Below are 22,499 nucleotides of genomic sequence, written 5' to 3'. Positions count from 1 at the left end.
CTAGAATGTGTTTTGATTGTATCTAAAAATTAATTAAGTATTAAGAAGAGGCTATTTGAATTAAAAAAAATCAAATAGCCTAAAATTACAGTTTTATAATGCTTTTGCAGTTATTTTTGTAAGTCTTTTTGTAAATGCAACAGCATCACTTACATCTAAACCTTCACTAATTTTTGCAAGGTCTAATAGAATCCAAGATACATCTTCAATCAATTCATCATTTGATGAAGCTTGTAATTTTTTTACGATTTCATGTTCTGGATTAATCTCTAAAATTGGTTTAACTTCTGGTACATTTTGTCCCATAGCTCTAAACATGTGTGCCATAGCTGCCATTTGAGCATCTTGTGCATCTTTTGTAATACATGAAGCTGATTCAGATAATCTTGAAGTAACTTTTACCTCTTTTACTTCATCTCCTAATTTCTCTTTAATTTTTGAAACTATATCTTTAAACTCTTCTTCAATTTTTTGTTTTTCTTCTTCACTTTGCTCTACTTTTGGAGCTTCAGCTGTAGTAATATCAGTAAATATCCACTCTTTAAATGCTCCAATTGTTGGAGTTATAATTTCATCAATCTCTTTATCATCTAAAATTAAAACTTCAATATCATTTTTCTTATAGCTTTCTAAAAGTGGAGAATTTCTTAAAACTTTTTCATTTTCACCAACAATATAGTAAATAGCTTTTTGCTCAGAATTTGCTCTAGATTTATAATCTTCAAGTGAAGTCATTTTACCATTTTCAGTTTTTGTTGATTTGTATCTTAGAAGTTCAAGAATTGAATCTTTATTTGTGAAATCTTGATAAACACCCTCTTTTAAAGCTCTATTATATTGCTCAATAAATTTAGAATATTTTTCTTCGTCTTTTGATAATTTTTTAATTTCACTTAAAATCTTTTTAACACTACTTTGTTTGATATTTGCTAAGATTCTATTTTCTTGTAAAATTTCTCTACTTACATTTAATGGTAAGTCTTCACTATCAATAATCCCTCTTACAAATCTTAAGTAAGTTGGTAATAATTCTCTATTATCATCAGTTATAAATACTCTTTTTACATATAGTTTAATTCCACTTTGATAATCAGCTCTATACATATCCATTGGAGCTATTTGAGGAACATAAAATAGTGTTGTATACTCATTTACACCCTCTGTTTTTGTATGAATTGTAAGCATAGGATCTGAGCTATCTTGTGAAATTGATTTGTAGAAGTTATTATAATCTTCATCTTTCAGTTTAGCTTTTGGTTGAGTCCAAAGTGCTGTTGCTTCATTTATTTGCTCATGTTTTCTTTCAGTTTTTTTAGTTGCTTCTTTTCCAGCTTTTTTATCCTCTTCACTTAACTCTTCTGTTACTTCTTGGTCATAATTTAAGAAAATTGGATAAGCAATATGATTTGAATATTTTTCAATAATATTTTTAATTCTATATTTACTTGCAAATTCTGATACTTCATCATCTTTAAGTTTGATATAAATAACTGTTCCATTTGTCTCTTTTATGCAAGGAGCCAAATCAAACTCTCCAGTTCCATTTGATGACCATTTATAAGCAGTCTCTTCTCCAGCTTTTTTAGAGATTACATCCACTTTATCAGCAACCATAAATACAGAATAAAACCCTACTCCAAATTGTCCAATAAGATTTGAATCTTTTTTTGCATCACCTGTCAGTGCTTCAACAAAAGACTTTGTACCTGATTTTGCAATAGTACCAATAGAATTAATCATATCTTCTTCATTCATACCAATACCATTATCAATAATTGTTAAAGATTTATCTTTTTCATCAAAAGTGATATTAATCTCCCCTTTCCATGAAGCAAATTTATCCTTTAAATTTTCATCTGTAAGTCTTAAATAATTTAATTTATCGATTGCATCACTTGAATTTGATACAAGTTCTCTTATAAAAATCTCTTTATTTGAATATAAAGAGTGAGTCATAAGGTGCAATAATTGACCTACTTCTGTTTGAAATTGATGTTTTGCCATTGTTTATTATCCTCTCTTGTTTTAATATTTTTTATAAATTTTTAAATTTTCAAAAAAGAATTTTAATGTGAACTTTATAAAAGTAAGCTAAAGTTTTAAAAAATTTTAGCACTTTTATATATGGAGTGCTAAGAATTATATTGTATAATTTTTTTAGTTATTTTATAGTAATATTTTAAAATATTTTTTTAGGAGAAAAATTATGTCATTAACAAAAAAATTATTCGTTGAATTTCTAGGTACTTTTTGGCTCGTACTTGGTGGTTGTGGAAGTGCTGTTTTAGCAGCTTCATTTCCAGAACTTGGTATTGGATTTGTAGGTGTATCTTTAGCATTTGGTCTTACTGTTTTAACAATGGCTTATGCAATAGGCCATATTTCAGGTTGTCACTTAAATCCTGCAGTATCATTTGGTCTATGTGTAGGTGGGAAACTTTCTGTAAAAGAGCTTATACCTTACATTATTTCACAAGTTTTAGGAGGAATTGCTGGAGCTTTTGTTTTATATCTTATTGCTACAGGAAAAGCAGGATTTGATGTAACAGCTGGATTTGCTTCAAATGGATATGGTGAACATTCACCAAACGGATATAGCTTGATTTCTGTTTTAATTACTGAAGTTGTAATGACTTTTATGTTTTTAATTATTATTTTAGGTTCTACAGATAAAAAAGCTTATGCAAAATTTGCACCTATTGCTATTGGACTTGCATTAACTTTGATACACTTAATCACAATTCCTGTATCAAATACATCTGTGAATCCTGCTAGAAGTACTGCTGTTGCAATATTTCAAAGATCTTGGGCAATAGAGCAATTATGGTTATTCTGGATAGCTCCTATTATTGGTGCAATTCTTGCAGGAATAGTCTATAAATTCTTAGAAACAGAAAAATACTAACATAACATCCCAAAAATGGGATGTTTAAACCTATTAAACTTTTAATATCTTCACCAAAGTTAAACTATACAAAAATAATCTTTATGCTAGAATACAAATCTAACTTATCAATAAAACTAATACAAATATTGAAATTATAGTATATAAATAAGAATTAAAGGAAATTAATAAATATGACAAAACAAGAATTTATAAAAGATTTACAAAAAATATATGACTTTTTGGACAACCAAAAAGCAAAAACAAATGAGTTATTAAAATTTTTAGAAAATGAAGAGTTTACAAAACTATCTATAATAGATGATTTTGCAAAAAAATTAGATTTAGTGATGTCAAGTGATTTAAGATTTGCTCTTGTAACTAGACTTGTAAATTTAAGAGATGATAGTTTGATTCAAGTTTTAAAAAAACAAGAAATTAGTGAAAAAGAAATTATCTCATACCAAGAAAAAGCATATCAATTTGTAAAAGAGTATTGGCATGATATTCATACAAAATTTATAGATTTTATTGTTCAAAACAAACTTCTTACGGATTTTTATAGAGAAATTTTCATTGGAGTTTATAATGTAGGACTTCAAATGAGTGCATGGCAAACATCTTGGACAGCACATATAATAAATGGAATAAATAAAGAACTAGTTTCTAAATTTGATGGTAATGAAGCAAAAATTATGGAATATCTTGAAAGTGAAAAACTTTTTGATTTAGGGCATGGTGGAATTACTGCTGATAGATGTTATTCAGCATTAGTTAAAGATGGTGAAAATTATAAATCAGAAGCTTATATAAAAGCATTTAAAAAAGAAACTACTGAAGTTGTAGATGCTCTAGAAGAGTTTGTAGATAAACTAATAGATCTTGAAGATGAAATATATAACCAGAAATGGGATTATATAGCCTATATTCAATCACTAATTGCTGCATTTAGTGAAAATAGAACTGATGAATTAGTTGCAAAATGGGCAAATGTTGATAGAGCTTGGATGAAACTAAAAACTCCAATTCAAATAGGACATCCACTTGAGTACTATGAGGACCATTATAGAAAAGCTGTTGCTTTAGAGTGGGATATTAGACTTACAAATCCAAAATTTACACAAAATGATCACAGAGTAAATAAAATAAAATCTGCATTTACAAAAATTTATAATAGTTTTAAACCAACTGAAAATTATAAGAAAATCTATGATTTTAGCTTCAAATCTTTAGATAAAGTTCAACTTTATGTAGGAAGACCTGCGTTATTTTTTGGAGCTGAGTTAAATGGCCTTTTTTCAGCACAAGTTGTTCCAAATGATGAAGTTGTATCAAAAGAAGAAGGTAAAAAGATTTTTGCTTTTAGTGATGAAATTTTACAAAGTAGCCGTGCAAAACCATTTTTAAAATTATCTAGAGAGATTTTTGGACAAGAATTCTTAACAAAAGATAGAATGTTTCTATTCAACGAAACTACATCTTGGCACCAAGTTTATGATATCAGCACAATCGGGCATGAATATGGACATATTTTATGGTGTGATGAAGAGAGTGAATCAGTTATGAATAAAACTGGAAACTATAAAAATATAGAAGAATTCAAAGCCACAACAGGTGGCTTAATCTCTTTTTTACTAGATGAAGATAAAGATGAATTACATTTAAAAGAACAAGTTTTAATTGACCTTGTAAAAAGAAGTGTTGGATTAATTTCTTGGATGGAAGTTGATGAAGTTCAACCATACTATTGTGAAGGGTTAATTCATCTAAGCGGACTATTTAAAAGTGGTGCTTTAAATTGGGATAATGAAAATAAAAAATTGGATATAGATATAAGTGACAAAAAATATGAAATATTAAAAACTTGGTATATAGAAAATTATACTGCTTTAGCAAAACACTATTTAGAAAAACTAGATGCTACAGAATTTTTAAATCGATATGCTACAAAAAAAGAAAAATACTTTATGCCAAATGATGAAACTATAAACTCATTTGTAAAATATTATTTCAAAAGATATCAAGAAATTGGACAAGAATTAGATACTCTTGATAAAAAAGAAAATTACATAAAATAAGAGAAATTTCTCTTATTTTATGGTAGTGTTCATAACTCTGTGTCAGCATCAGATAAGTTCTAAAATTCTATCATAAATTTAAACTATCATCAAGCCGTCCTTCAAATTGGATGGCTAGTTGAGAGATTATAGATGAAAATAAATATAATGACGAAGATAGATATAAAAAATAATTTTATATCTTATATATACTTTTAAAAAGACTAAATAACTTTGAAATTGCTAAATAAATTTTTGATTTAAAATTAGATTGTTATCATTATTTTATTCATACAATACTCATTGTTTTAAAGGAAAAAAATCTTTTCCTTTGATAAATAGATTGTATATATTAATCTTAAATAATGATTAAATTATTTTATACTAGGACTAATTGTTTTCCAATCTGCTCTTAGAGTTTTATTTAAAATGAATCTATCGTTACTTGAAGCAATCTCTTTATATTCATAAGGTGTTACAACAACCAATCCCCCTTTTATAATACTTGTAATTGTGTTTGATTCAATTTTTGAACCAGAAAAAATTGAAAACTCCATTTCAAATCCACTAATATCATAAAACTCCGAATTTGTTCTTACAAATTTTGTATATTTATCATAGATTAAGCAATCAATTACAACTTTTGAAGCATCATTACTTAAATCTACTTTTAAAATTTTTCCTATTTGCACATTTTTATAATAAATTGGAGAATCTACATTTACACTGGATGCTGTTTTATCTTCAACTTTTATAATTGTGCCTAAATGTGAATTTACAGATGGTTCCTTATCACTTCCTATAAATTTTGTTTGATATTCACCATTTTGACTTTTAATAACACCAATATTTACAGCCATTACTGTTGAACCTACATTTGCAACCTCTTGAAGAGAAATTCTAGGTTTTTTCAAATAAAATATAGTTCCATCTTTTGCAAACTCTTTAAAATCTTTATCAATTATTACTTTTACTTCAACTTTTTGGTTTTTGTTTAAAGATATTTTTTTAACTTTTCCTATGTTTGCACCCTTATAAACTATCTTTGAAAAATCTTCTTGAAGTCCTTCTACGTTATCAAAAACAATAGTTACCATATTTGTTGCCATTTGCATATCATCAAAACTAGAGTATATTTCATGATTTCCCAAAGGTATTTTAGAACTATTATCAAGTTCTATTGAACCTTCCAATAATGATGTAAAATTATCAACTTCAAATAACACTCCACTAAGGCTTGCTTTAAAATCAAATTTTGGCTTTTTGAAAAATCTACTTGTATTTTTTATATATTGTCTAAAATCTTCATAAATAAATAGTTCGACTTTTGATACAGCATCATCAAATTTTATATTTTTTACAAAACCAATTTCTTGATTTTTATAGATAACAGCCATATTTTCTTTTACAACAAAACTATTATCAAACTCAGTGTATACTACAAAACCGCTATTTTTATCTCTGTTTATCTTTTCTATATCTTTGTATGATTGATATAAAGTAAACTCTTTTTTACTTAGTTTTCCTTCACCTTTATTTGAAACAAGTCCTATAGCTCCATTTAAAACAGATTCTAATCCACTATAATTAACACTTAAATCAAAACTTTTTATCTCTACTAGTTTCGAGCTCATATCATAAAATTTACTATTATCATTTATTAAATCTTTATATTTTTCATCTATTAAAATAGAGATTTTTACACTTTTATAGTCATTACTTAAATCATAACTATCAACTCTTCCAATTTCAATATTTTTATAATAAATTTTTGATCTTTCATTTATTGAGTTTAAATTACCTGTTACTAAATCAATCTTTATAGTATTTAAACTTTTTTTCAAATCTTTTTTTGTAACTCCAAAAAATTTATTACTAAATTCACCATCTTTGTAATCAAGTGAAATATAATTCCCTTTTATAATATTTCCTAGATTTTTTATTCCGCCAAATGAAATAGATGGTTCCTCTACAAAAAATCTTGAATTTTTTGTAAGTAAATATTTATACTCTTCATAAACATAGGCTTTTGTAGATAAAACATCTTCATTTAGCTTAATATCTGTAACCTTACCTATTTCTATACCTTTAAATAAAATAGGCGTTTTTTCTTCAATCTTAGCATCATTAAAATCTAAAGAAAAATATATTTTTTTCTTTAAATCATCTTTTGATGAATATAAAAGTTGAACATCTTCTTTAGATATTTTTTCATCTTCTTTGAGCGTTGTAACTACAGTAATTCCGCCAATAATAGCAGAATATAAAGAACCAACTTCTATATTTAATCCACTTGCTCCATAACTTACTTTTAAAGCTTCATTCATAATAAATTTTGAGCTTTTATTTACTAAATAGTTATATTTATCATAAATATAAATACTTGCATATACCTCTTCACCTTTAAACTCTTTTGAGACAACTTCTCCGATTTGATATTTGTTATAAAAAATTGGAGTTCCCACATCTATATTATCTTTATCATTTGCTAAAAGAGTTACATAATAACCATTTTCTTCAAACTCTTCATCAGGTTGTGAATCAAGACCATCAAAGTACCATTGATGCTTTATATTTTTTAGATCATCTTGTTTTTTAAAACTAGTTGATAATTCAATTTTATATCCACTTATTAATGTACTAAGTCCTGAAATTTTTGTTAAAGATACGGTTGGTTTTTTTATCCAGAATTTTGAATTTTCATTTGCTACATATTCGGCAACATCACTATTTACTAAAATATTAACTGCAACATTTTTTAAATCTTCATGCATAGAAATTTTTGTAACTTTTCCTAAAGTTAGACCTTTATATTCAAGTGGAGTTATATTTTCTTTTAAACCCTCTGCACTTTTAAAATATACGACTATATTTGTACCTTTTTTTGAGTAAGAGTCATAAGCTATATAGCCCAAAATTCCAAGTATAACTAGAGGTAGTAACCACACCAATGAGAATTTTTTCTTAATCTCCTGCTTTGCTTCATAAACTACTGTTTCATTCAAATTATTATTCGTCATCTCTTTGCTCATCCCAAATTATCCTCGTATCAAATCTATTTGCTGCAAAAATTGTAATTATTACCATTAAAGCAAAAGATGTTGCAGCAACTCCACCTTTTATATTAAATAACTCATCAAGTTGAACAATAGAAGCCATTAAAGCTACTACATAAATATCTATCATTGACCATTTTCCAATAGCTTCGATACATTTGTACAATAATATTTTCGTCTTATTTTCTATTTTTACATTTACTCTTAAACTTAAAAAAATAAAAAATAGAGCAAATAATTTTACTATTGGTATAGCAACACTTGCAACAAAAATAACTCCTGCAATGAAGTAACTTTTATACTCCAAAAAGCTGATAATTCCTTCAATTATAGTACTTTCTTGATTTACTCCAAGTTGAGTAACAACCATCATAGGATATATCATTGCTGGAATATATAAAAGCATTGCACAGATTGTAAGAGCTAAAGATATTTGCAAAGAATTTTCTACTCTTCTTCGCACTTTATGATTGCATCTATCACATTTAAAAGGAGTGTAATCATCCTTTTCATAAACCTTTTTACAATTTTTACAAGAAATCAAAACCATTTAGTCATCCAAAATAGCACTTGCATCAAATTTTATATTTGACATAATAAAGCAAAATACATATGCCAAAATTACAAAAAATCCAAAATCAAATTTTGTATTACTTACCATTCCTACTAGTTTTATGTAAGTTACTATCAAACTTATAATAAAAACTTCCATAAATCCCCACTCTTTAAAAAAATGATATGAATCATAAAGAAGAGATTTCTTAAAAATTTCTACCTTAAATTTTAGTTGCACGAAAATTAAGATAATTATAATTGAATTAAAAAGTGGAGCTAAAATTATTGTAAAAAGTACTAAAAAAGATACAACATAAAAATCTTGTTCAAATAAAATATAAACAGTTTTTAAAATATTTGCATCTAATTGTTGTTCATTTAAAGTTAAACTTATCAAGGGATATAAAGATAAAACAAAAAACAGCATCAAGCTTGAAATAGCATAAAAAAGTGAATCTATAGAAAAATTTTGCTTTGTTTCTAATTTATTTCCACATCTAGGGCATATTTGAGAAACATTTAAGTTATCACCCTTTTTTACGAAAAGTCCACAACTATAGCACTCTACAATTTTTGTTAAATCTATCATATTTTCTCTATTTTAAAAATCTTGCGTATTCTAACATAGATTAAGTAAAGCTAATAAAACCTAAACTATTGTAAAATAAAAATTAATATATAATTTAAAGGTTTTAAAATGCAGTTTAATATATCACCAGCACAGTTTGGAGTAAGATCAAGCGTTACTCTTCCAAATCCAGAATTTTTAAAGGTAGTTGGAGAAGACGGTCTTAGAAAAATTATTAGTGACCACTATGATTTAATTAGAAAAAGTCCAATTAACAATATCTTTCCAGAAGATGAAAAAGAGTTTGAACAAGCAAAAATAAATTCAAGTGATTTTTTTATTCAAATTTGTGGCGGTCCAAAATATTTTAATGAAAATAGAGGTGCTCCAATGATGGTTGCAAGACATCAACCATTTAAAATAACTCCAAAAACTAGAATGGTTTGGTTAGAGTGTTACATAGAAGTTCTAAAAAAATTAGATATTGATGAAGAGTTATTAAAATCGTTTTGGAACTATTTAGACATCTTCTCAATTTGGATGGTAAATACTCCTGAAGATTAATATTTAAGAGCTATTTTAGCTCTTAAAATCCAAATCTAACACCTAAACTTGCTGTATCATAATCATAACTATGATTACTTTTACTCATATTCATAGTTTTATATGAACCTTCCAAAGATAATAAAGAACTAATTCTATACTCCAAAGCTCCACCATATCCTAATCCTGTATATGTACTATTGTCATAAAATTGAACAGCTCCTGTTCCAATACCATAAACTCTTAAATCCTCAATAAATTCATAACCTAATTTTAAATCTAAATCAGCTGTTGTTGCACTAACTCCTGCTTTTACTCTTCCATAACTAAGACTATTTGCAAAAGCAAAAATTATATCATTATCAAATTTTGTACTTGAATTTTGTCCTATTGAATATTGTGTATAACTATAATTATCTACTTTTGCAGCACTAATTCCAGCATAAAATTTTGTATCCATTGCAAAAGAAGAAGAGAAAAGTCCAACCAAAAGAGTTGTTGTTATTATTTTTTTCATTTTTACTCCTAAAATTTAAGGGAAGATTATATAAAAATACATCTTAAACCCTAAAATAAGAGTTCTTTGAGTAAAATCAAACAAAAATTAAAGGTTATTTTTGACACTACAAACAAAAGGAATTATTCTTGCAATAGTATCAGCAGTTTGCTACGGTACAAATCCACTAGGGGCATTAATGCTTTATGAAGATGGATTAAATGTAAACTCTGTAATATTTTATAGATTTAGTTTTGCCGTTATTGCTTTACTATGCTTTATGTTATTTCGTAAAATATCTTTCAAAATATCTTTCAAAGATTTATCAATATTAATATTTTTAGGTATTTTATTCGGTATTTCTGCGCTAAGTTTATTCAACTCATTTTTACATATGGATGCTGGACTTGCCTCAACAATTTTATTTACATATCCTATTTTTGTTGCAATAATTATGGCACTATTTTTTAAAGAAAAGAATTCAATAATTACAATATTATCTATAATTTTCGCATTTTTAGGTGTAGTTTTACTTTACAAAGGAGATGATGCAAATGTTAGTTCTTTTGGAGTTTTCTTAGTATTTGTATCATCATTATGCTATGCTGTTTATATTGTAATAATAAATCAATATTTGAAAATGGAGGCATTAAAAGTTACTTTTTACTCTATGCTTTTTTGTGCAATCACAATATTTATTCACTCATTTTTTGAAGAGAGTTCAAATATTATGCCTCTAATCAATTTTAATATGTGGTTTTACACCCTATTTTTAGCACTTATTCCAACCATTATCTCTTTACTATTTTTAATAAAATCAATTCAAATAATTGGTTCAACAACTGCTTCTATTTTAGGAGCGCTTGAACCATTAACAGCTGTTATGATTGGTGTATTAATATTTGAAGAAAAATTATCACTTGCTTTAATTATTGGAATATTCTTGATACTTTTTGGAGTTTCATTAATAGTTTTAAAAAATTATTTTGAAAGATTATTAAAAATAAGAGATTAAAATCTCTTATTTAGGAGGAATTTGAGTTTTTTCTAAAATCTCTTTAGTTTCTTGAATTTTTGGCTGTTGTAAATAAGTTAAAACTGCTCCAAAAACTAAAAGTAAAATTACAATTAATCTTACAGTATTTCTTTTTTGCTTTGACTCATTTCCATTGTAATCATCAATTTTTTCTAAACTTGGCTCACCTTTGTTTTTACTCATAAAAAACTCCTTTTGTTTATTATGAAACTATTCTACCCACTTTTGCTTTTAATATAACTTCCAAATCTTTTGGAAAAACTTCAATATCTAATCCTCTCTTTCCACCGCTTACAAAAACTGTTTTAAAATCTCTTATACTTTCATCTAAAACTGTTTTTAAAAGTTTTTTTTGTCCCAAAGGGGATATTCCTCCAAGTAAATATCCTGTTATTTTTTGTGCTTCATCTTTATTGGCCATCTGAGCTTTTTTTACACCAAATATATCTGCAACCTCTTTTAAATTCAGCTGATTTGCAACAGGAATAACGCAAACAACCAACTCTTTTGGAGTTAATTCAACAAGTAATGTTTTATAAATCTGTCTTGCATCTAAACCCAATTTTTCAACTGCTTCTTCACCAAAATTTATACAAGACGGGTCATGTTCATACTTATGAATTTTAAAATTACATTTATGCTTTTTTAATAAATTAATCGCTGGTGTCATTTAAATAGAACCTCTTTATTTTTATATGATTTTAACATAGTTTTGATATACTAAAACCCTATTTTGGATATCAGGCTTAAGGTTTAAGCAACAAAGATATTTTCCAAATCTCTTCTTTGTCTTCTTATCCAATTTCTAATTAAAAAGGGAATTGAAATGAAAAAATTGATTTTATCAATGTGTACACTTTTTGTTTGTTCACTTAGTGCAAACAGTGATTTAGAGTTATTTAAAGGTTTAAAAGGTACTTTAAATATTGCTGGTGGAACTGCTCATATAGCCTCTGAAAAAGAAGCTATGAAAAATATTATGCAAGCTTATCCTGAGATTACAATGACAATTGCTGGTGGAGGAACTGGGGTTGGAATTAAACAAGTAACTGAAGGTTTAGTAGATATTGCAAATGCTGGTAGAGCTCCTAAAAAAGATGAAATAGAAAGAGGTGATTTAAAAAGTTTTGTTTTTGCTATGGATGGGATTGCAGTTATAGTTAATAAAGATTTAAATGTAAAAAATCTAACTACAGAACAGCTAATTGATATTTTCACAGGAAAAATAAAATCTTTTGAAAAATTAGGTCTTAATGCAGGAAAAATAAACCTTTATGTAAGAGATGCTTCAAGCGGAACTATGGAAGTATTTACAAGTGAAGGTATTAAAAAAGCTGAAATTTCACAAGATGCAAAAGTTGTTGCTTCAAATGCTGCAATGAAAACAGCTGTTTTATCAGATAAAAATGGAATTGGTTTTATCTCTTTTGGAACAGTTGATGATAGCGTAAAAGCTATTTGCATTGATAATAAATGTCCTAGTATTGATACTATTTTAAGTGGTGATTACCATATTTCAAGAGGATTGTATATGGTAACAAAAGGTGAACCAAAAACTCTAGCTAAAGCATTTATAGATTATATGAAAAGTAATAGTGGTGCAGAAATCACTAAAAATTTAGGGTTAATTCCTTATCAGAAATAGTTTATGTACTTTTTATTTAATTTTGGGCTTGTTATATCAGTTTTTATAACAAGCTCACTAATACTACTTATTGCTATATTCTTAATATATTTCTCATTTCCATTAATAACTTTTGGAAATTTTTTTGATTTCTTTTCTTTAAAATGGGATGAAAAAAATAATCTTTTTGGTTTACTTCCTATGATTCTAGGAACAATTTATATAAGTGTATTAGCAACAATATTTGCAAGCATAATGAGTTTTTCATTTGCTTCTTTAATGGCATTTTTCTTGCCAAAAAATAGCATAAATTTATTAAATAAATTTATGCTATTTTTATCAGGAGTTCCGACAGTTTTATATGCATTTATTGCTATATTCTTGTTAGTTCCATGGCTAAATGATATTTTAGATGGTCAAGGCTTTAGTATTTTAACAGCATCATTTGTACTTAGTTTTGTCATTCTTCCTACAATGACTATAATTTTATTTAATACATTTAATTCTACTTTCAAAAAAATTGTATTTGCAGCAAAATCTTTAGGAGCTACAAAAGAAGATATATTTTTTGACATAGTTTTGAAAAACTCAAAAAAAGGAATATTAAGTGCGATTATTTTAGGCTTTGCAAGAGCCGTTGGAGATACAATGATAGCTTTGATGATTGCAGGAAATAGCCTAAAGATCCCAAATTCTATTTTAGATAGTGCAAGAACTTTGACATCTCATATTGCTCTTATAAATGCAAATGATTATGAATCAACTGCCTTTAAAGCAATATTCTTATGTGGTTTACTACTTTTAATATTTTCTTTTTTAACTGTAAGTAGTTTAAAAATAATAAATAAAGAGAAAATATGAATAGAAAAGTATTAATTTTTATATTCTTTACAATAACTATTTTTGCTTTAGCAATCTTAGGAATATTTTTTACTTTTGTTTTTTACAAAGGATTAAACAGTTTTTCATTAAATATAATTTTTGATAATGTAGGATTTTGGGATGCTATATTAGGAAATAAAAGAGTATTTGATGGAATATTTCCTGCTATCATGGGGTCTATATTTGTATCATTATTAGCTGTAATATTTGCTCTACCTATTGGTTTCTTAAGTGGAGTTTTTATAGCTATATTTGCTTCTAAGAAATTAAAAAATCTATTTAGTTTCTCATATGAATTGTTAGCGTTTGTTCCATCAATAGTAGTTGGTCTTTTTGGTCTATCTATAACTATATATTTACATAATAATTTTTTTCAAGAACTATACACTTGTCTTTTAATATCATCAATTTGTCTTGCAATTTTAATAATTCCATACATAGTAAAAATGACAGAACAAGCTCTTTATACAATACCTCATCAAATAAAAAATTCTGTTTTAAACCTAGGGGCTACAAAATATCAAAATCTTTTTTTATTACAACTTCCATATATTAGTAAACAACTTTTTAGTAGCATTGTTTTGTCCATTGGTAGAGCCGTTGAAGATACAGCTGTTATAATGATGACAGGTGCGGTTGCAATGGCTGGTATTCCAACTTCTATTTTAGAAAAATATGAAGCTATTCCATTTTTTATATTTTACATTTCATCTCAATATCAAGATATTTATGAACTAAACAAAGGTTATATAGCATCTATGATTTTACTTTTTGTATCGTTAAGTCTTTTTATATTTGCTTTTTTAATACAAAAACTAACACTAAAAAGAGGTAAAAACTTTGAACAGTAAAAAAACTATCTTAAAAATTGAAAATCTAAATCTATTTTATAACAGTAAACAGATTTTAAAGGATTTAAACTTAAATATTATAGAAAATTCAATAACAGCAATAAGTGGCCCAAGTGGAATTGGAAAAAGTTCTTTACTTCTTGTATTAAATCAAATGATTAGAGAATTTGAAAATGCAAGTTTTAGTGGAAAAGTATATTTTAGTGATAATGAAAAAATTATTGATGTCACAAATTTATCAAACAAAGAGTTACCAGAGCTTAGAAAAAAGATTGTTTATGTAAGTCAACATCCTGATATCTTACCTTTTTCAATTTCCGAAAATTTATATTTTCCTTTGAAACTTCAAAAAATAAAAAAAAGTGATGCAAATAATTTGATTATAGATATTTTAAGACAAGTTCATTTATATGACGAAGTAAAAGATAGATTAAATGATAGTGCTTATTTACTCTCAGGTGGTCAGCAACAAAGATTAATTTTAGCTAGAGCTTTAATCTTAAAACCAAAAGTTTTACTTCTTGATGAACCAACAGCATCACTAAATGAGGAATTATCTTTAAAAATAGAAAACTTAATCTTAGAACTTAAAAATGAATGCACAATAGTGATAATTTCACACTTTAAATCTCAAATTCTAAATGTAGCTGACTCTATTTTTAGAATTTAATAAGTAATAATTGAAGAATTAAATAAAAAGCTTGCTTTTATATTTTTATTCAGTTACAATTCATTTCTTGAAGATGATTTAGGGTTTTTGACTACATCTTTTGTTTGCTTTTATTGATAACTACAGATTAATACTAACTTACTTAATACAAATTAAAACTCCTTTAAACTTTACAGATTACTTTTTAAAAGTGAAAAATTAATTATAAGGAAATGCTATGGCAGATCAAAATATTGGAACAGTAAAATGGTTCAACTCAGAAAAAGGTTTTGGATTTATTCAAATTGAAAATGAAAATAAAGATTTCTTCGTTCACCACAGTGAAATTCAAAATTCAGGATACGGAAGAGTATCTCTAGACGAAGGTCAAAGAGTATCTTTTGAAATCGGAAGAAATGAAAAAGGTCCTCAAGCTAAAAACGTTAGAGTAATCTAAGTTTTCTTGAAAAAATCAGTTTCAAATACCAAAATATTGGATTTGAAATATGATATTCATTTGGAAAGGCCATCAATAGTTAAAAAAGTAATTATTTGGTCTTCTAATGAAATTTAGACGTTTTAGCTATAACTACAATTTAAAACTTAAATTAATTATAGAATAAAACTATCTAGCTTAATTTTAAACAACCTAAATACTAATATAACTGCCATAGACTATCACCCTAAGCAAAAATATCCTTTAGAAAAAACTAAATTAAACCTTGATAAAAAAATTATAAAGGAGAAAACAATGTCAATAACAAATGTAAGCAAAATTACAAAACAGTTAGTTTTACTAAGACTTATAAACAGTGGAGAATCTTTAGAAGATGCTTCTTCAAAAGCTGGTTTATCTATCAAACTTTCAAAAAATTATTTAAATATAAAGTGATATAATCTCTTTATATTCACAATTTCTAAATAAATTACAATTTTTATAAAAAAATCTAAAATTAACTTTACTATTTCCTTGATTATCCTATAATAGAGCTATTATTACAACATTGGGGGAAATCATGTCTTACAGAACTTTAGAAGAAGAAATAAGAGTATTGGAACTTGGACTTCCTCCACAAGAAAACGATGGTTTTATTGGTGGAAGATTAGATCCTTTAGAAGCTAGTTTAGTTTTAATTCCCGTTCCTTGGGAAGCGACTGTTTCTTTTGGAGAAGGAACTGCTCACGCTCCAGATGCAATTAGAATCTCAAGTCATCAATTAGATGTTGAAAATTATCACTATATAAAACCTTACAAAGCTGGTATTGCCATGCTTGAAACAGATAGAAGATTATTGAAGCTTAGCGATAAAGCAAGAAGAAAAGCTTTAAAAGTTATATTTGCTCTTGAAGATGGAAAATCACCAAGTAAAAAAGCTTTAAAATTCGTAAATGAAGCTTCTCACACTTTAAATGAGTCAGTTTATGAAAAATCTATGGATCAATTAAAGAAGGGGAAATTTGCAGCTGTTGTGGGAGGTGATCACTCATCACCACTAGGATTAATCAAAGCTTTAAATGATACACAAACAGAATCATTTGGAATTTTACATGTTGATGCACATCATGATTTAAGAAAAGCGTATGAAGGATTTACATATTCTCATGCTTCAATTTTTTACAATGCCATGAATGAATGCGATAAAATATCAAATCTTGTTCAAGTAGGAATCAGAGATTATAGTAGTGAAGAAGCTAATAGAATGATTGAGTATGGACAAAAAGGTGCTTGTTTGTATGATACAGCTATGCAAAGCCAACTTGCAAGTGGAAAATCACTTGAAGAAGTATTTTCACCATATATAGAAAAACTTCCACAAAATGTTTATTTATCTATTGATATCGATGGTTTAGAACCACTTAATTGTCCAAATACTGGTACTCCAGTTCCTGGAGGATTGAGATATGGTGAGTTAGAACATCTTATTTTTATGATTGTAAAAAGTGGTAAAAAAATTATAGGTTTTGATCTTTGTGAGGTTGGATATAGCGAAGCTGGTTGGGATGCAAATGTTGGAGCTAGAGTTTTATACCAACTATGTGGTGCATTATTAGCTAGCCAAGGTAAAATAGAATATAAATAAGAGAGAGTTTAAAACTCACTCTTTTTGTTCTTATTATTTATTTTATTACTAATTAGTAGTTAGTTTAATCTTAAAAAAGCTACAATTTTAAAAAAATAAAAAAGGAGCTTTTATGAGAAGTTGTGAAAACAAATTATCTTGTGCTTTAAATGAAGATATTGGTAAACTAATTTTAAGAGTAAGTATTGCGGGACTTATGCTATTTCATGGTTTCTTTAAACTTTTCAATGGAATAGATGGAATAAAATTCTTAGTTACACAAGCTGGATTACCAGAATTTATTGCTTATGGTGTTTATTTAGGAGAAATTGTTTTTCCTATTTTAATTATTGTTGGTTTATTTACTAGAATTTCATCATTTTTCTTTGCTTTAACAATGGTTTTTGCTATATTTTTAGCTCATAGTAATGACATATTTTCTTTAGGAAAAACTGGTGGTCCTGTTATTGAATTGGCATTAATTTACCTATTAACTTCTGTTTCAATTATGTTTGTTGGAGCGGGGAAAATTAGTTTAGATGCTAAATGTACTGAAAAGTGTAATAAGAATTAAGTTCAAGCAAGATTTATAAATTTAAAAAAGTATGGATAAAATCCATACTTTTTTTTATGCTAAATTTTTAGCTACAAAATCCCAGTTTACTAATTTCCAGAAGTTTTCTAAGAATTTTGGTCTAGCATTTCTAGTATCAATATAATATGCATGTTCCCAAACGTCACATGTTAAAACTGGTTTTAAACCATCTGTTAATGGACATCCAGCATTTGAAGTTGTAACAATTTTTAATTCTCCATTGTCAAGAACTAACCAAGCCCATCCTGAACCAAATTGTCCGATAGCTTTAGCTGTAAACTCTTCTTTAAATTTATCAACTGAACCAAAAGTTTTTGTTAATGCAGCTTCAACAGACGCTGGAATTGCACCTTGATTTGGAGTTAATCCATTCCAGAAAAAGTCATGATTATATACTTGAGCAGCATTGTTAAATAATCCACCTGTAGATTTTTTAATAATATCTTCTAAATTCATATTTTCAAATTCTGTTCCCACAATTAGGTTATTTAAATTTGTAACGTATGTATTGTGGTGTTTACCATGATGATACTCTAGTGTCTCATTTGACATTAGTGGCTCTAAACTTGTAAATGGTAATTTCATTAATTCATGTTTCATATTATTTCCTTTTTTATTAAAATTAGACCATTAGAATACAACTTTTTTACTTTGCATCTATTTAAAAGATATTTTTTATCCATATTGATATGGTTTTATTCCAAATTCACTCAAAACAGAATAAATATGATCAAAAATATCTGACTGAATATTTTCATAATCAGCCCAAACTGTTGTTGCAGTAAAACAATATATTTCAAGTGGAATTCCATATTCATCAGGAGCCAACTGCCGTACCATAATTGTCATATCTTTATTTATATTTGGATGATTTCTTAAATAAGTTAATAAATATGCTCTTAACGTTCCGATATTTGTAAGTCTTCTTCCATTCATAGCAACACTTAAATCAAATTTATTTAACTCATTATAATTTTTTATCTCTTCTTGTTTTTCTTGTAAATAAGGAGCTAATAAATTTGCTTTTTCAAGTCTTTTTATATCATCTTGAGTTAAAAATTTAATAGTTCTAATATCTATTCTAACTGCTCTTTTAATTCTTCTTCCACCTGATTCTCTCATTCCTTGCCAGTTTTTAAAAGAATCTGATACAAGTGCATATGTAGGAATTGTCGTAATTGTTTTATCAAAATTTCTAACTTTTACAACATTTAATCCTATATCTATAATATCTCCATCTGCACCATATTTTGGCATTTCTATCCAATCACCAATTTGCACCATTTTATTTGTTGAAAGTTGAAGACCAGCAGTAAATCCTAAAATTGTATCTTTAAATACCAACATTAAAACAGCAGACATTGCTCCAAGTCCACTTAAAATTGCAACTGGAGATTTGTCCATTAATATTGAAATAACATAAATAAAACATATAATTCCAAATATTAATTTTATACTTTGAATTACACTTTGCATTGCAAAAAATGGAGTTTGAGTTTTATGATAAAGAGTTTTAAAAGTTCTATCTATCAAAGAATATATAGCTAATAAACCAAATATAAATATCCAAATCAATGAAATAGTAAGTAAAGTTTCATAAATAAAACCATCTACTACCCAAATTGTTGTTTGCCAATATACTAGTAAACCTTGAAAAACTAGAGCTAATCTTTGAAAAAGATTTAATTCCAATAAAATCGAAGTAAATACATTTCTTCTTTTTTTATCAATTTTCTTAATACTTTTTAAAATAACCTTATGCAAGATTATGTGTGTAACTATAGCAGTAATAGTAATAATTAAAAGTATCGAAATACTCATTGTTAAAAATGTAGGTTCAATTCCAATATCTCTTAAAAATTGTGCTAAATATTTTTTCATTTTTTCCCCTTAAATAATAAAAAGAGTTATAGTAGAAAAAGAGCCCAAAAGGCTCTTTTTTTAAGCAAATGCAGGTTCTAAGAAAGGAATAATTTGTTTTTTTCTTGAAAGACAACCATCTAACCAAACTTTTCCATCTTCAAGTTTGCAATTAAATGCTTTTTCAAAAATCGAAGTATCATCACTTGTTACAAGTACTTCACTTCCCTCTTTCATAATATCAGTTAGTAAAAGAGCTACTGTATGTAAATTTTGTTCCTCTTTTACTTTTTTAATATCAGCCATTAATTCATCTTTGATTTTATCAAAAACCGACCCATCAACAACTTCAAGTTGACCAACACCAACTTTTTTTCCATGCATATCAAAGTTTTTATAATCTCTCATTACTAAATCTCTAACTGGTGTTCCTTCAACTTCAGATTTTACTTTGAACATCTCCATACCTAAAGCACCATAATCTTCAACATTTGCAATTTTTGCTAACTCTTTTACAACTTGAATATCAAGTGTAGTACATGTTGGAGATTTAAAAATAACTGTATCACTTAATATTGCACACATCATAATAGCAGCAATATTTGCAGGAATTTCAACTTTATGATAGTCATACATCTCTTTTACTATTGTGTTTGTACAACCAACAGGTCTAATCCAACACTCTAATGGAGCTGAAGTTGTTATATCTCCTAATTTATGATGATCAACAATACCAACAACTGTTGTTTTATCTAACTCTTGAGGAGCTTGTGCAATGTCTGAATAATCAGTAATAAATAACTCATCACCTGCAAAAGAAGTTTTTAAAACTGGAGCTTCAAAACCAAATTTATCTAAAATAAATTTTGTTTCAGGATTTAACTCTCCTTGTCTTGCTGGTGTTGCAGGACGTCCAATTTTATTTAATAAATATGCTAAAGAGATAGCTGAACAAACTGAATCTGAATCTGGGATAATGTGTCCACATGTATATAATGCCATTTTATTAAGTCCTATTTTTTAAAATTTTATGGATTTTACCCAAAAAGAGGTAATTTTTCTTTTAAATTAAGATATTAACTTATCTTACAAATATCTTTTATAGCTTCAATAAAATTATCACTATCATTTACACATTTACAAACTTTATAATCTTCTATTTCTAGCTCTTCTGCAACGTGTCTATATTCAATATCAAGTTCAAAATCTGTTTCAGAGTTATCTACAATAAACGCTATTGGATAAATTAATACTTTTTGATTTTTAAAGTTTTTTAGCATATTCTCAAGTGATGGTTCTAACCATTTCATTGGACCTACTTTTGATTGATATGCTAGATTTATAGATTTAAATTTCAAACCTTTTTTTTCTAACATATCACTTAAAATAGAAATATGTTCTTTCATTTGAAGTTCGTATGGATCACCATTATCAACTATTTTCTGAGGTAGTCCATGAGCAGAAAAAATCAAGTTAAAATCTTCTTCTTTTTTTACATTTCTCTCTATTTCTTCTACAATACAAGAGTTAAAACTACTATTTTTATAAAAATTTTCAATATATCTTACATTCTTTCCAAAACTATAAGGTAAAAAATCTATAAAATCTTCAACAGATGATTTTGTAGTGGTTGTAGAATACTGAGGATATAAAGGTAAAAGTACTATCTCTTCCATACCATCTTTTAAAATTTCATCAATCACATCTTTAGCAAAAGGTGGTGTATATCTCATAACTTGATAAGTTTTATACTCTTTTATTTTATCATTACATTTGTTCACTAGCTTTTCTGTTAAAAGATTAATTGGTGAACTATTTCCGATTAATTCATAATTACTCCATGCATCATTTAACCTAGTTTTTGTAATAAAAAAAGCTATCATTTTTCTTAATAAATTACTTTTTACAGTTAAAATATTCTTATCATTAAACATATTTGTCAAAAACATTTTTAACTCATCTTTATTTCTAGCTCCACCCATATTTAGTAAAACTAGAGCTTTTTTTCTATTTTCCATCTTCCAACCTTATTATTTCATTACTACACCATTTTGCCATATCAATATCATGAGTTACCAACAAAATCCCACAACTATCTAACAAGCCAACAAGAAGTTTCATAGTTTCATAAGATATTATGTTATCAAGGGCTGATGTGGGCTCATCTACTAATAACAAATCTGGTTTTAACAATATTGCTCTTAAAATAGAACATCTTTGAAGTTGTCCTCCACTTAATTCATAAGGCTTTTTATATAAAAGTTCCATTTCAAGGCTTAATTTTGACAGAATATTATCTAGTTCGCCTTTAAAATCTCTTTTTATTACATCTTTTATTTGTTCGAAGATAGTGTATGTAGGATGAAAAGAACCAAAAGGATCTTGAAATATAATTGCTGTTTTCCCTTTTACAATTTCTCCTTTTTGAGCTTTAAGATTTCCTAAAATTAATTCAAACAAAGTAGTTTTACCACTTCCACTTTTTCCAAATATCGTTTTTAACTCACCTTTTTTAAGTTCTAAATTAAAATTCTTAAATATAAAATTATTTTTTTTATAAAAGAAATCTAAATCTTTAACCTTTAACACATTTTCACTCAAAACTATCCTTTTAAAAATTATTTTTACTCATTTTAAATATTCACGAATATTATACAATAATTATATCTATCGATATTTTATACATAAAATAAAACTAGATTAGCCGTAAATTCCTATCTTCTACAACTTTTACAAATTACTTTATATATAAAATATTAAGTTTTATACATTACATAATAGCA

24 protein-coding genes are annotated in these 22,499 nt (G+C 26.7%); 12 read left to right on the top strand and 12 right to left on the bottom strand.

Translation table 11 applies throughout. The features are described 5' to 3' along the window. Window positions 1–93: 93 nt before the first annotated feature. On the bottom strand, window positions 94–2,004 hold the full coding sequence (htpG, locus tag ACBT_RS04570; protein ID WP_024775391.1) for a molecular chaperone HtpG: 1,911 nt from the start codon (window positions 2,002–2,004) through the stop codon (window positions 94–96). Between the two features lie 202 nt (window positions 2,005–2,206). Between htpG and aqpZ the strand changes: the two genes are divergently transcribed. After that, window positions 2,207–2,905: an aquaporin Z gene (gene aqpZ, locus ACBT_RS04565; RefSeq protein ID WP_024775392.1), complete on the top strand. Its 699-nt coding sequence runs from the start codon at window positions 2,207–2,209 to the stop codon at window positions 2,903–2,905. 173 nt (window positions 2,906–3,078) lie between these two features. Next, window positions 3,079–4,962 carry an invasion protein CiaB gene (gene ciaB, locus ACBT_RS04560; RefSeq protein ID WP_024775393.1) on the top strand — a complete coding sequence of 628 codons (1,884 nt, stop codon included), beginning with the start codon at window positions 3,079–3,081 and terminating at the stop codon, window positions 4,960–4,962. 353 nt (window positions 4,963–5,315) lie between these two features. On the opposite strand, the gene ACBT_RS04555 is transcribed toward ciaB, so the two are convergent. Genes ACBT_RS04555 through ACBT_RS04545 form a run of 3 tightly spaced genes read right to left on the bottom strand, consistent with a single transcriptional unit; the run spans window position 5,316 to window position 9,141 of the window. Continuing rightward, on the bottom strand, window positions 5,316–7,973 hold the full coding sequence (locus ACBT_RS04555) for an MlaD family protein (protein ID WP_024775394.1): 2,658 nt from the start codon (window positions 7,971–7,973) through the stop codon (window positions 5,316–5,318). Next, window positions 7,951–8,547: a paraquat-inducible protein A gene (locus tag ACBT_RS04550; protein WP_024775395.1), complete on the bottom strand. Its 597-nt coding sequence runs from the start codon at window positions 8,545–8,547 to the stop codon at window positions 7,951–7,953. Before ACBT_RS04550 ends, ACBT_RS04555 begins: the two co-directional genes overlap by 23 nt. After that, window positions 8,548–9,141 carry a paraquat-inducible protein A gene (locus ACBT_RS04545; RefSeq protein ID WP_024775396.1) on the bottom strand — a complete coding sequence of 198 codons (594 nt, stop codon included), beginning with the start codon at window positions 9,139–9,141 and terminating at the stop codon, window positions 8,548–8,550. It lies immediately after the preceding gene. Window positions 9,142–9,249: 108 nt separating this feature from the next. Here ACBT_RS04545 and ACBT_RS04540 point away from each other — a divergent pair, with 108 nt between their 5' ends. Beyond that, on the top strand, window positions 9,250–9,684 hold the full coding sequence (locus tag ACBT_RS04540) for a globin domain-containing protein (protein WP_024775397.1): 435 nt from the start codon (window positions 9,250–9,252) through the stop codon (window positions 9,682–9,684). Between the two features lie 22 nt (window positions 9,685–9,706). Here ACBT_RS04540 and ACBT_RS04535 read toward each other — a convergent pair whose 3' ends face one another. Continuing rightward, a complete protein-coding gene (locus ACBT_RS04535) occupies window positions 9,707–10,180 on the bottom strand; it encodes a hypothetical protein (protein ID WP_024775398.1) in 474 nt (157 codons plus the stop codon). A 100-nt stretch (window positions 10,181–10,280) separates the two neighbouring features. Here ACBT_RS04535 and ACBT_RS04530 point away from each other — a divergent pair, with 100 nt between their 5' ends. Further along, on the top strand, window positions 10,281–11,174 hold the full coding sequence (locus ACBT_RS04530; RefSeq protein ID WP_024775399.1) for a DMT family transporter: 894 nt from the start codon (window positions 10,281–10,283) through the stop codon (window positions 11,172–11,174). Window positions 11,175–11,180: 6 nt separating this feature from the next. On the opposite strand, the gene ACBT_RS04525 is transcribed toward ACBT_RS04530, so the two are convergent. Then, the gene (locus ACBT_RS04525) at window positions 11,181–11,378 is read right to left on the bottom strand and encodes a hypothetical protein (protein ID WP_024775400.1); all 198 of its coding nucleotides are present in this window, start codon (window positions 11,376–11,378) and stop codon (window positions 11,181–11,183) included. Between the two features lie 19 nt (window positions 11,379–11,397). After that, window positions 11,398–11,865: a Cys-tRNA(Pro) deacylase gene (ybaK, locus tag ACBT_RS04520; RefSeq protein ID WP_024775401.1), complete on the bottom strand. Its 468-nt coding sequence runs from the start codon at window positions 11,863–11,865 to the stop codon at window positions 11,398–11,400. 156 nt (window positions 11,866–12,021) lie between these two features. Between ybaK and ACBT_RS04515 the strand changes: the two genes are divergently transcribed. The 8 genes from ACBT_RS04515 (at window position 12,022) to ACBT_RS04480 (ending at window position 17,835) form a co-directional block, all read left to right on the top strand. Then, window positions 12,022–12,840 carry a phosphate ABC transporter substrate-binding protein gene (locus ACBT_RS04515; protein WP_024775402.1) on the top strand — a complete coding sequence of 273 codons (819 nt, stop codon included), beginning with the start codon at window positions 12,022–12,024 and terminating at the stop codon, window positions 12,838–12,840. Window positions 12,841–12,843: 3 nt separating this feature from the next. Next, entirely contained in the window at window positions 12,844–13,680 is an 837-nt protein-coding gene (locus tag ACBT_RS04510) for a PstC family ABC transporter permease (protein WP_024775403.1), read from the top strand. Beyond that, the gene (locus tag ACBT_RS04505; protein ID WP_024775404.1) at window positions 13,677–14,552 is read left to right on the top strand and encodes a PstA family ABC transporter permease; all 876 of its coding nucleotides are present in this window, start codon (window positions 13,677–13,679) and stop codon (window positions 14,550–14,552) included. Before ACBT_RS04510 ends, ACBT_RS04505 begins: the two co-directional genes overlap by 4 nt. Then, window positions 14,542–15,222 (top strand): phosphate ABC transporter ATP-binding protein, encoded by a 681-nt coding sequence (locus ACBT_RS04500; RefSeq protein WP_034218632.1) that lies wholly within the window; start codon window positions 14,542–14,544, stop codon window positions 15,220–15,222. The genes ACBT_RS04505 and ACBT_RS04500 overlap by 11 nt, the downstream gene beginning before the upstream one ends. Before the next feature lie 217 nt (window positions 15,223–15,439). Continuing rightward, window positions 15,440–15,658, top strand: coding sequence for a cold-shock protein (locus ACBT_RS04495; RefSeq protein ID WP_024775405.1), 219 nt, complete (start codon window positions 15,440–15,442; stop codon window positions 15,656–15,658). A 294-nt stretch (window positions 15,659–15,952) separates the two neighbouring features. Beyond that, the gene (locus tag ACBT_RS04490; protein WP_169729046.1) at window positions 15,953–16,093 is read left to right on the top strand and encodes a hypothetical protein; all 141 of its coding nucleotides are present in this window, start codon (window positions 15,953–15,955) and stop codon (window positions 16,091–16,093) included. 124 nt (window positions 16,094–16,217) lie between these two features. After that, window positions 16,218–17,282 carry an agmatinase family protein gene (locus tag ACBT_RS04485; protein WP_024775406.1) on the top strand — a complete coding sequence of 355 codons (1,065 nt, stop codon included), beginning with the start codon at window positions 16,218–16,220 and terminating at the stop codon, window positions 17,280–17,282. 112 nt (window positions 17,283–17,394) lie between these two features. Continuing rightward, complete coding sequence (locus ACBT_RS04480) at window positions 17,395–17,835, top strand: DoxX family protein (protein WP_024775407.1); 441 nt, start codon at window positions 17,395–17,397, stop codon at window positions 17,833–17,835. Between the two features lie 54 nt (window positions 17,836–17,889). Here ACBT_RS04480 and ACBT_RS04475 read toward each other — a convergent pair whose 3' ends face one another. From ACBT_RS04475 to ACBT_RS04455, 5 genes are all read right to left on the bottom strand, one after another. Then, a complete protein-coding gene (locus ACBT_RS04475; RefSeq protein WP_024775408.1) occupies window positions 17,890–18,456 on the bottom strand; it encodes a superoxide dismutase in 567 nt (188 codons plus the stop codon). A gap of 75 nt (window positions 18,457–18,531) precedes the next feature. Then, entirely contained in the window at window positions 18,532–19,737 is a 1,206-nt protein-coding gene (locus ACBT_RS04470; protein WP_024775409.1) for a mechanosensitive ion channel family protein, read from the bottom strand. A gap of 60 nt (window positions 19,738–19,797) precedes the next feature. After that, window positions 19,798–20,718: a manganese-dependent inorganic pyrophosphatase gene (locus ACBT_RS04465; protein ID WP_024775410.1), complete on the bottom strand. Its 921-nt coding sequence runs from the start codon at window positions 20,716–20,718 to the stop codon at window positions 19,798–19,800. A gap of 74 nt (window positions 20,719–20,792) precedes the next feature. Next, window positions 20,793–21,734, bottom strand: a complete 942-nt coding sequence (gene hemH / locus ACBT_RS04460; protein ID WP_024775411.1) for a ferrochelatase — start codon at window positions 21,732–21,734, stop codon at window positions 20,793–20,795. Next, on the bottom strand, window positions 21,724–22,317 hold the full coding sequence (locus tag ACBT_RS04455) for an ATP-binding cassette domain-containing protein (protein ID WP_024775412.1): 594 nt from the start codon (window positions 22,315–22,317) through the stop codon (window positions 21,724–21,726). The genes hemH and ACBT_RS04455 overlap by 11 nt, the downstream gene beginning before the upstream one ends. Between the last annotated feature and the right edge of the window lie 182 nt (window positions 22,318–22,499).

Origin of the sequence: Aliarcobacter cibarius (genome assembly GCF_013372265.1) — a bacterium.
Taxonomy (GTDB): domain Bacteria; phylum Campylobacterota; class Campylobacteria; order Campylobacterales; family Arcobacteraceae; genus Aliarcobacter; species Aliarcobacter cibarius.
Note: the sequence above shows the minus strand (reverse complement) of the source record. Positions and strands in the feature narration are given on the sequence as shown.

Coding starts and splice junctions, on each gene's coding strand:
- ACBT_RS04475 (WP_024775408.1), bottom strand. CDS start 18,456: ATGAAACATGAATTAATGAAATTACCATTTACAAGTTTAGAGCCACTA.
- ACBT_RS04490 (WP_169729046.1), top strand. CDS start 15,953: ATGTCAATAACAAATGTAAGCAAAATTACAAAACAGTTAGTTTTACTA.
- ACBT_RS04540 (WP_024775397.1), top strand. CDS start 9,250: ATGCAGTTTAATATATCACCAGCACAGTTTGGAGTAAGATCAAGCGTT.
- ACBT_RS04470 (WP_024775409.1), bottom strand. CDS start 19,737: ATGAAAAAATATTTAGCACAATTTTTAAGAGATATTGGAATTGAACCT.
- aqpZ (WP_024775392.1), top strand. CDS start 2,207: ATGTCATTAACAAAAAAATTATTCGTTGAATTTCTAGGTACTTTTTGG.
- ACBT_RS04495 (WP_024775405.1), top strand. CDS start 15,440: ATGGCAGATCAAAATATTGGAACAGTAAAATGGTTCAACTCAGAAAAA.
- ACBT_RS04505 (WP_024775404.1), top strand. CDS start 13,677: ATGAATAGAAAAGTATTAATTTTTATATTCTTTACAATAACTATTTTT.
- ACBT_RS04550 (WP_024775395.1), bottom strand. CDS start 8,547: ATGGTTTTGATTTCTTGTAAAAATTGTAAAAAGGTTTATGAAAAGGAT.
- ACBT_RS04535 (WP_024775398.1), bottom strand. CDS start 10,180: ATGAAAAAAATAATAACAACAACTCTTTTGGTTGGACTTTTCTCTTCT.
- ACBT_RS04510 (WP_024775403.1), top strand. CDS start 12,844: ATGTACTTTTTATTTAATTTTGGGCTTGTTATATCAGTTTTTATAACA.
- htpG (WP_024775391.1), bottom strand. CDS start 2,004: ATGGCAAAACATCAATTTCAAACAGAAGTAGGTCAATTATTGCACCTT.
- ACBT_RS04465 (WP_024775410.1), bottom strand. CDS start 20,718: ATGGCATTATATACATGTGGACACATTATCCCAGATTCAGATTCAGTT.
- ciaB (WP_024775393.1), top strand. CDS start 3,079: ATGACAAAACAAGAATTTATAAAAGATTTACAAAAAATATATGACTTT.
- ACBT_RS04480 (WP_024775407.1), top strand. CDS start 17,395: ATGAGAAGTTGTGAAAACAAATTATCTTGTGCTTTAAATGAAGATATT.
- ACBT_RS04485 (WP_024775406.1), top strand. CDS start 16,218: ATGTCTTACAGAACTTTAGAAGAAGAAATAAGAGTATTGGAACTTGGA.
- ACBT_RS04555 (WP_024775394.1), bottom strand. CDS start 7,973: ATGAGCAAAGAGATGACGAATAATAATTTGAATGAAACAGTAGTTTAT.
- ACBT_RS04545 (WP_024775396.1), bottom strand. CDS start 9,141: ATGATAGATTTAACAAAAATTGTAGAGTGCTATAGTTGTGGACTTTTC.
- hemH (WP_024775411.1), bottom strand. CDS start 21,734: ATGGAAAATAGAAAAAAAGCTCTAGTTTTACTAAATATGGGTGGAGCT.
- ACBT_RS04515 (WP_024775402.1), top strand. CDS start 12,022: ATGAAAAAATTGATTTTATCAATGTGTACACTTTTTGTTTGTTCACTT.
- ACBT_RS04525 (WP_024775400.1), bottom strand. CDS start 11,378: ATGAGTAAAAACAAAGGTGAGCCAAGTTTAGAAAAAATTGATGATTAC.
- ybaK (WP_024775401.1), bottom strand. CDS start 11,865: ATGACACCAGCGATTAATTTATTAAAAAAGCATAAATGTAATTTTAAA.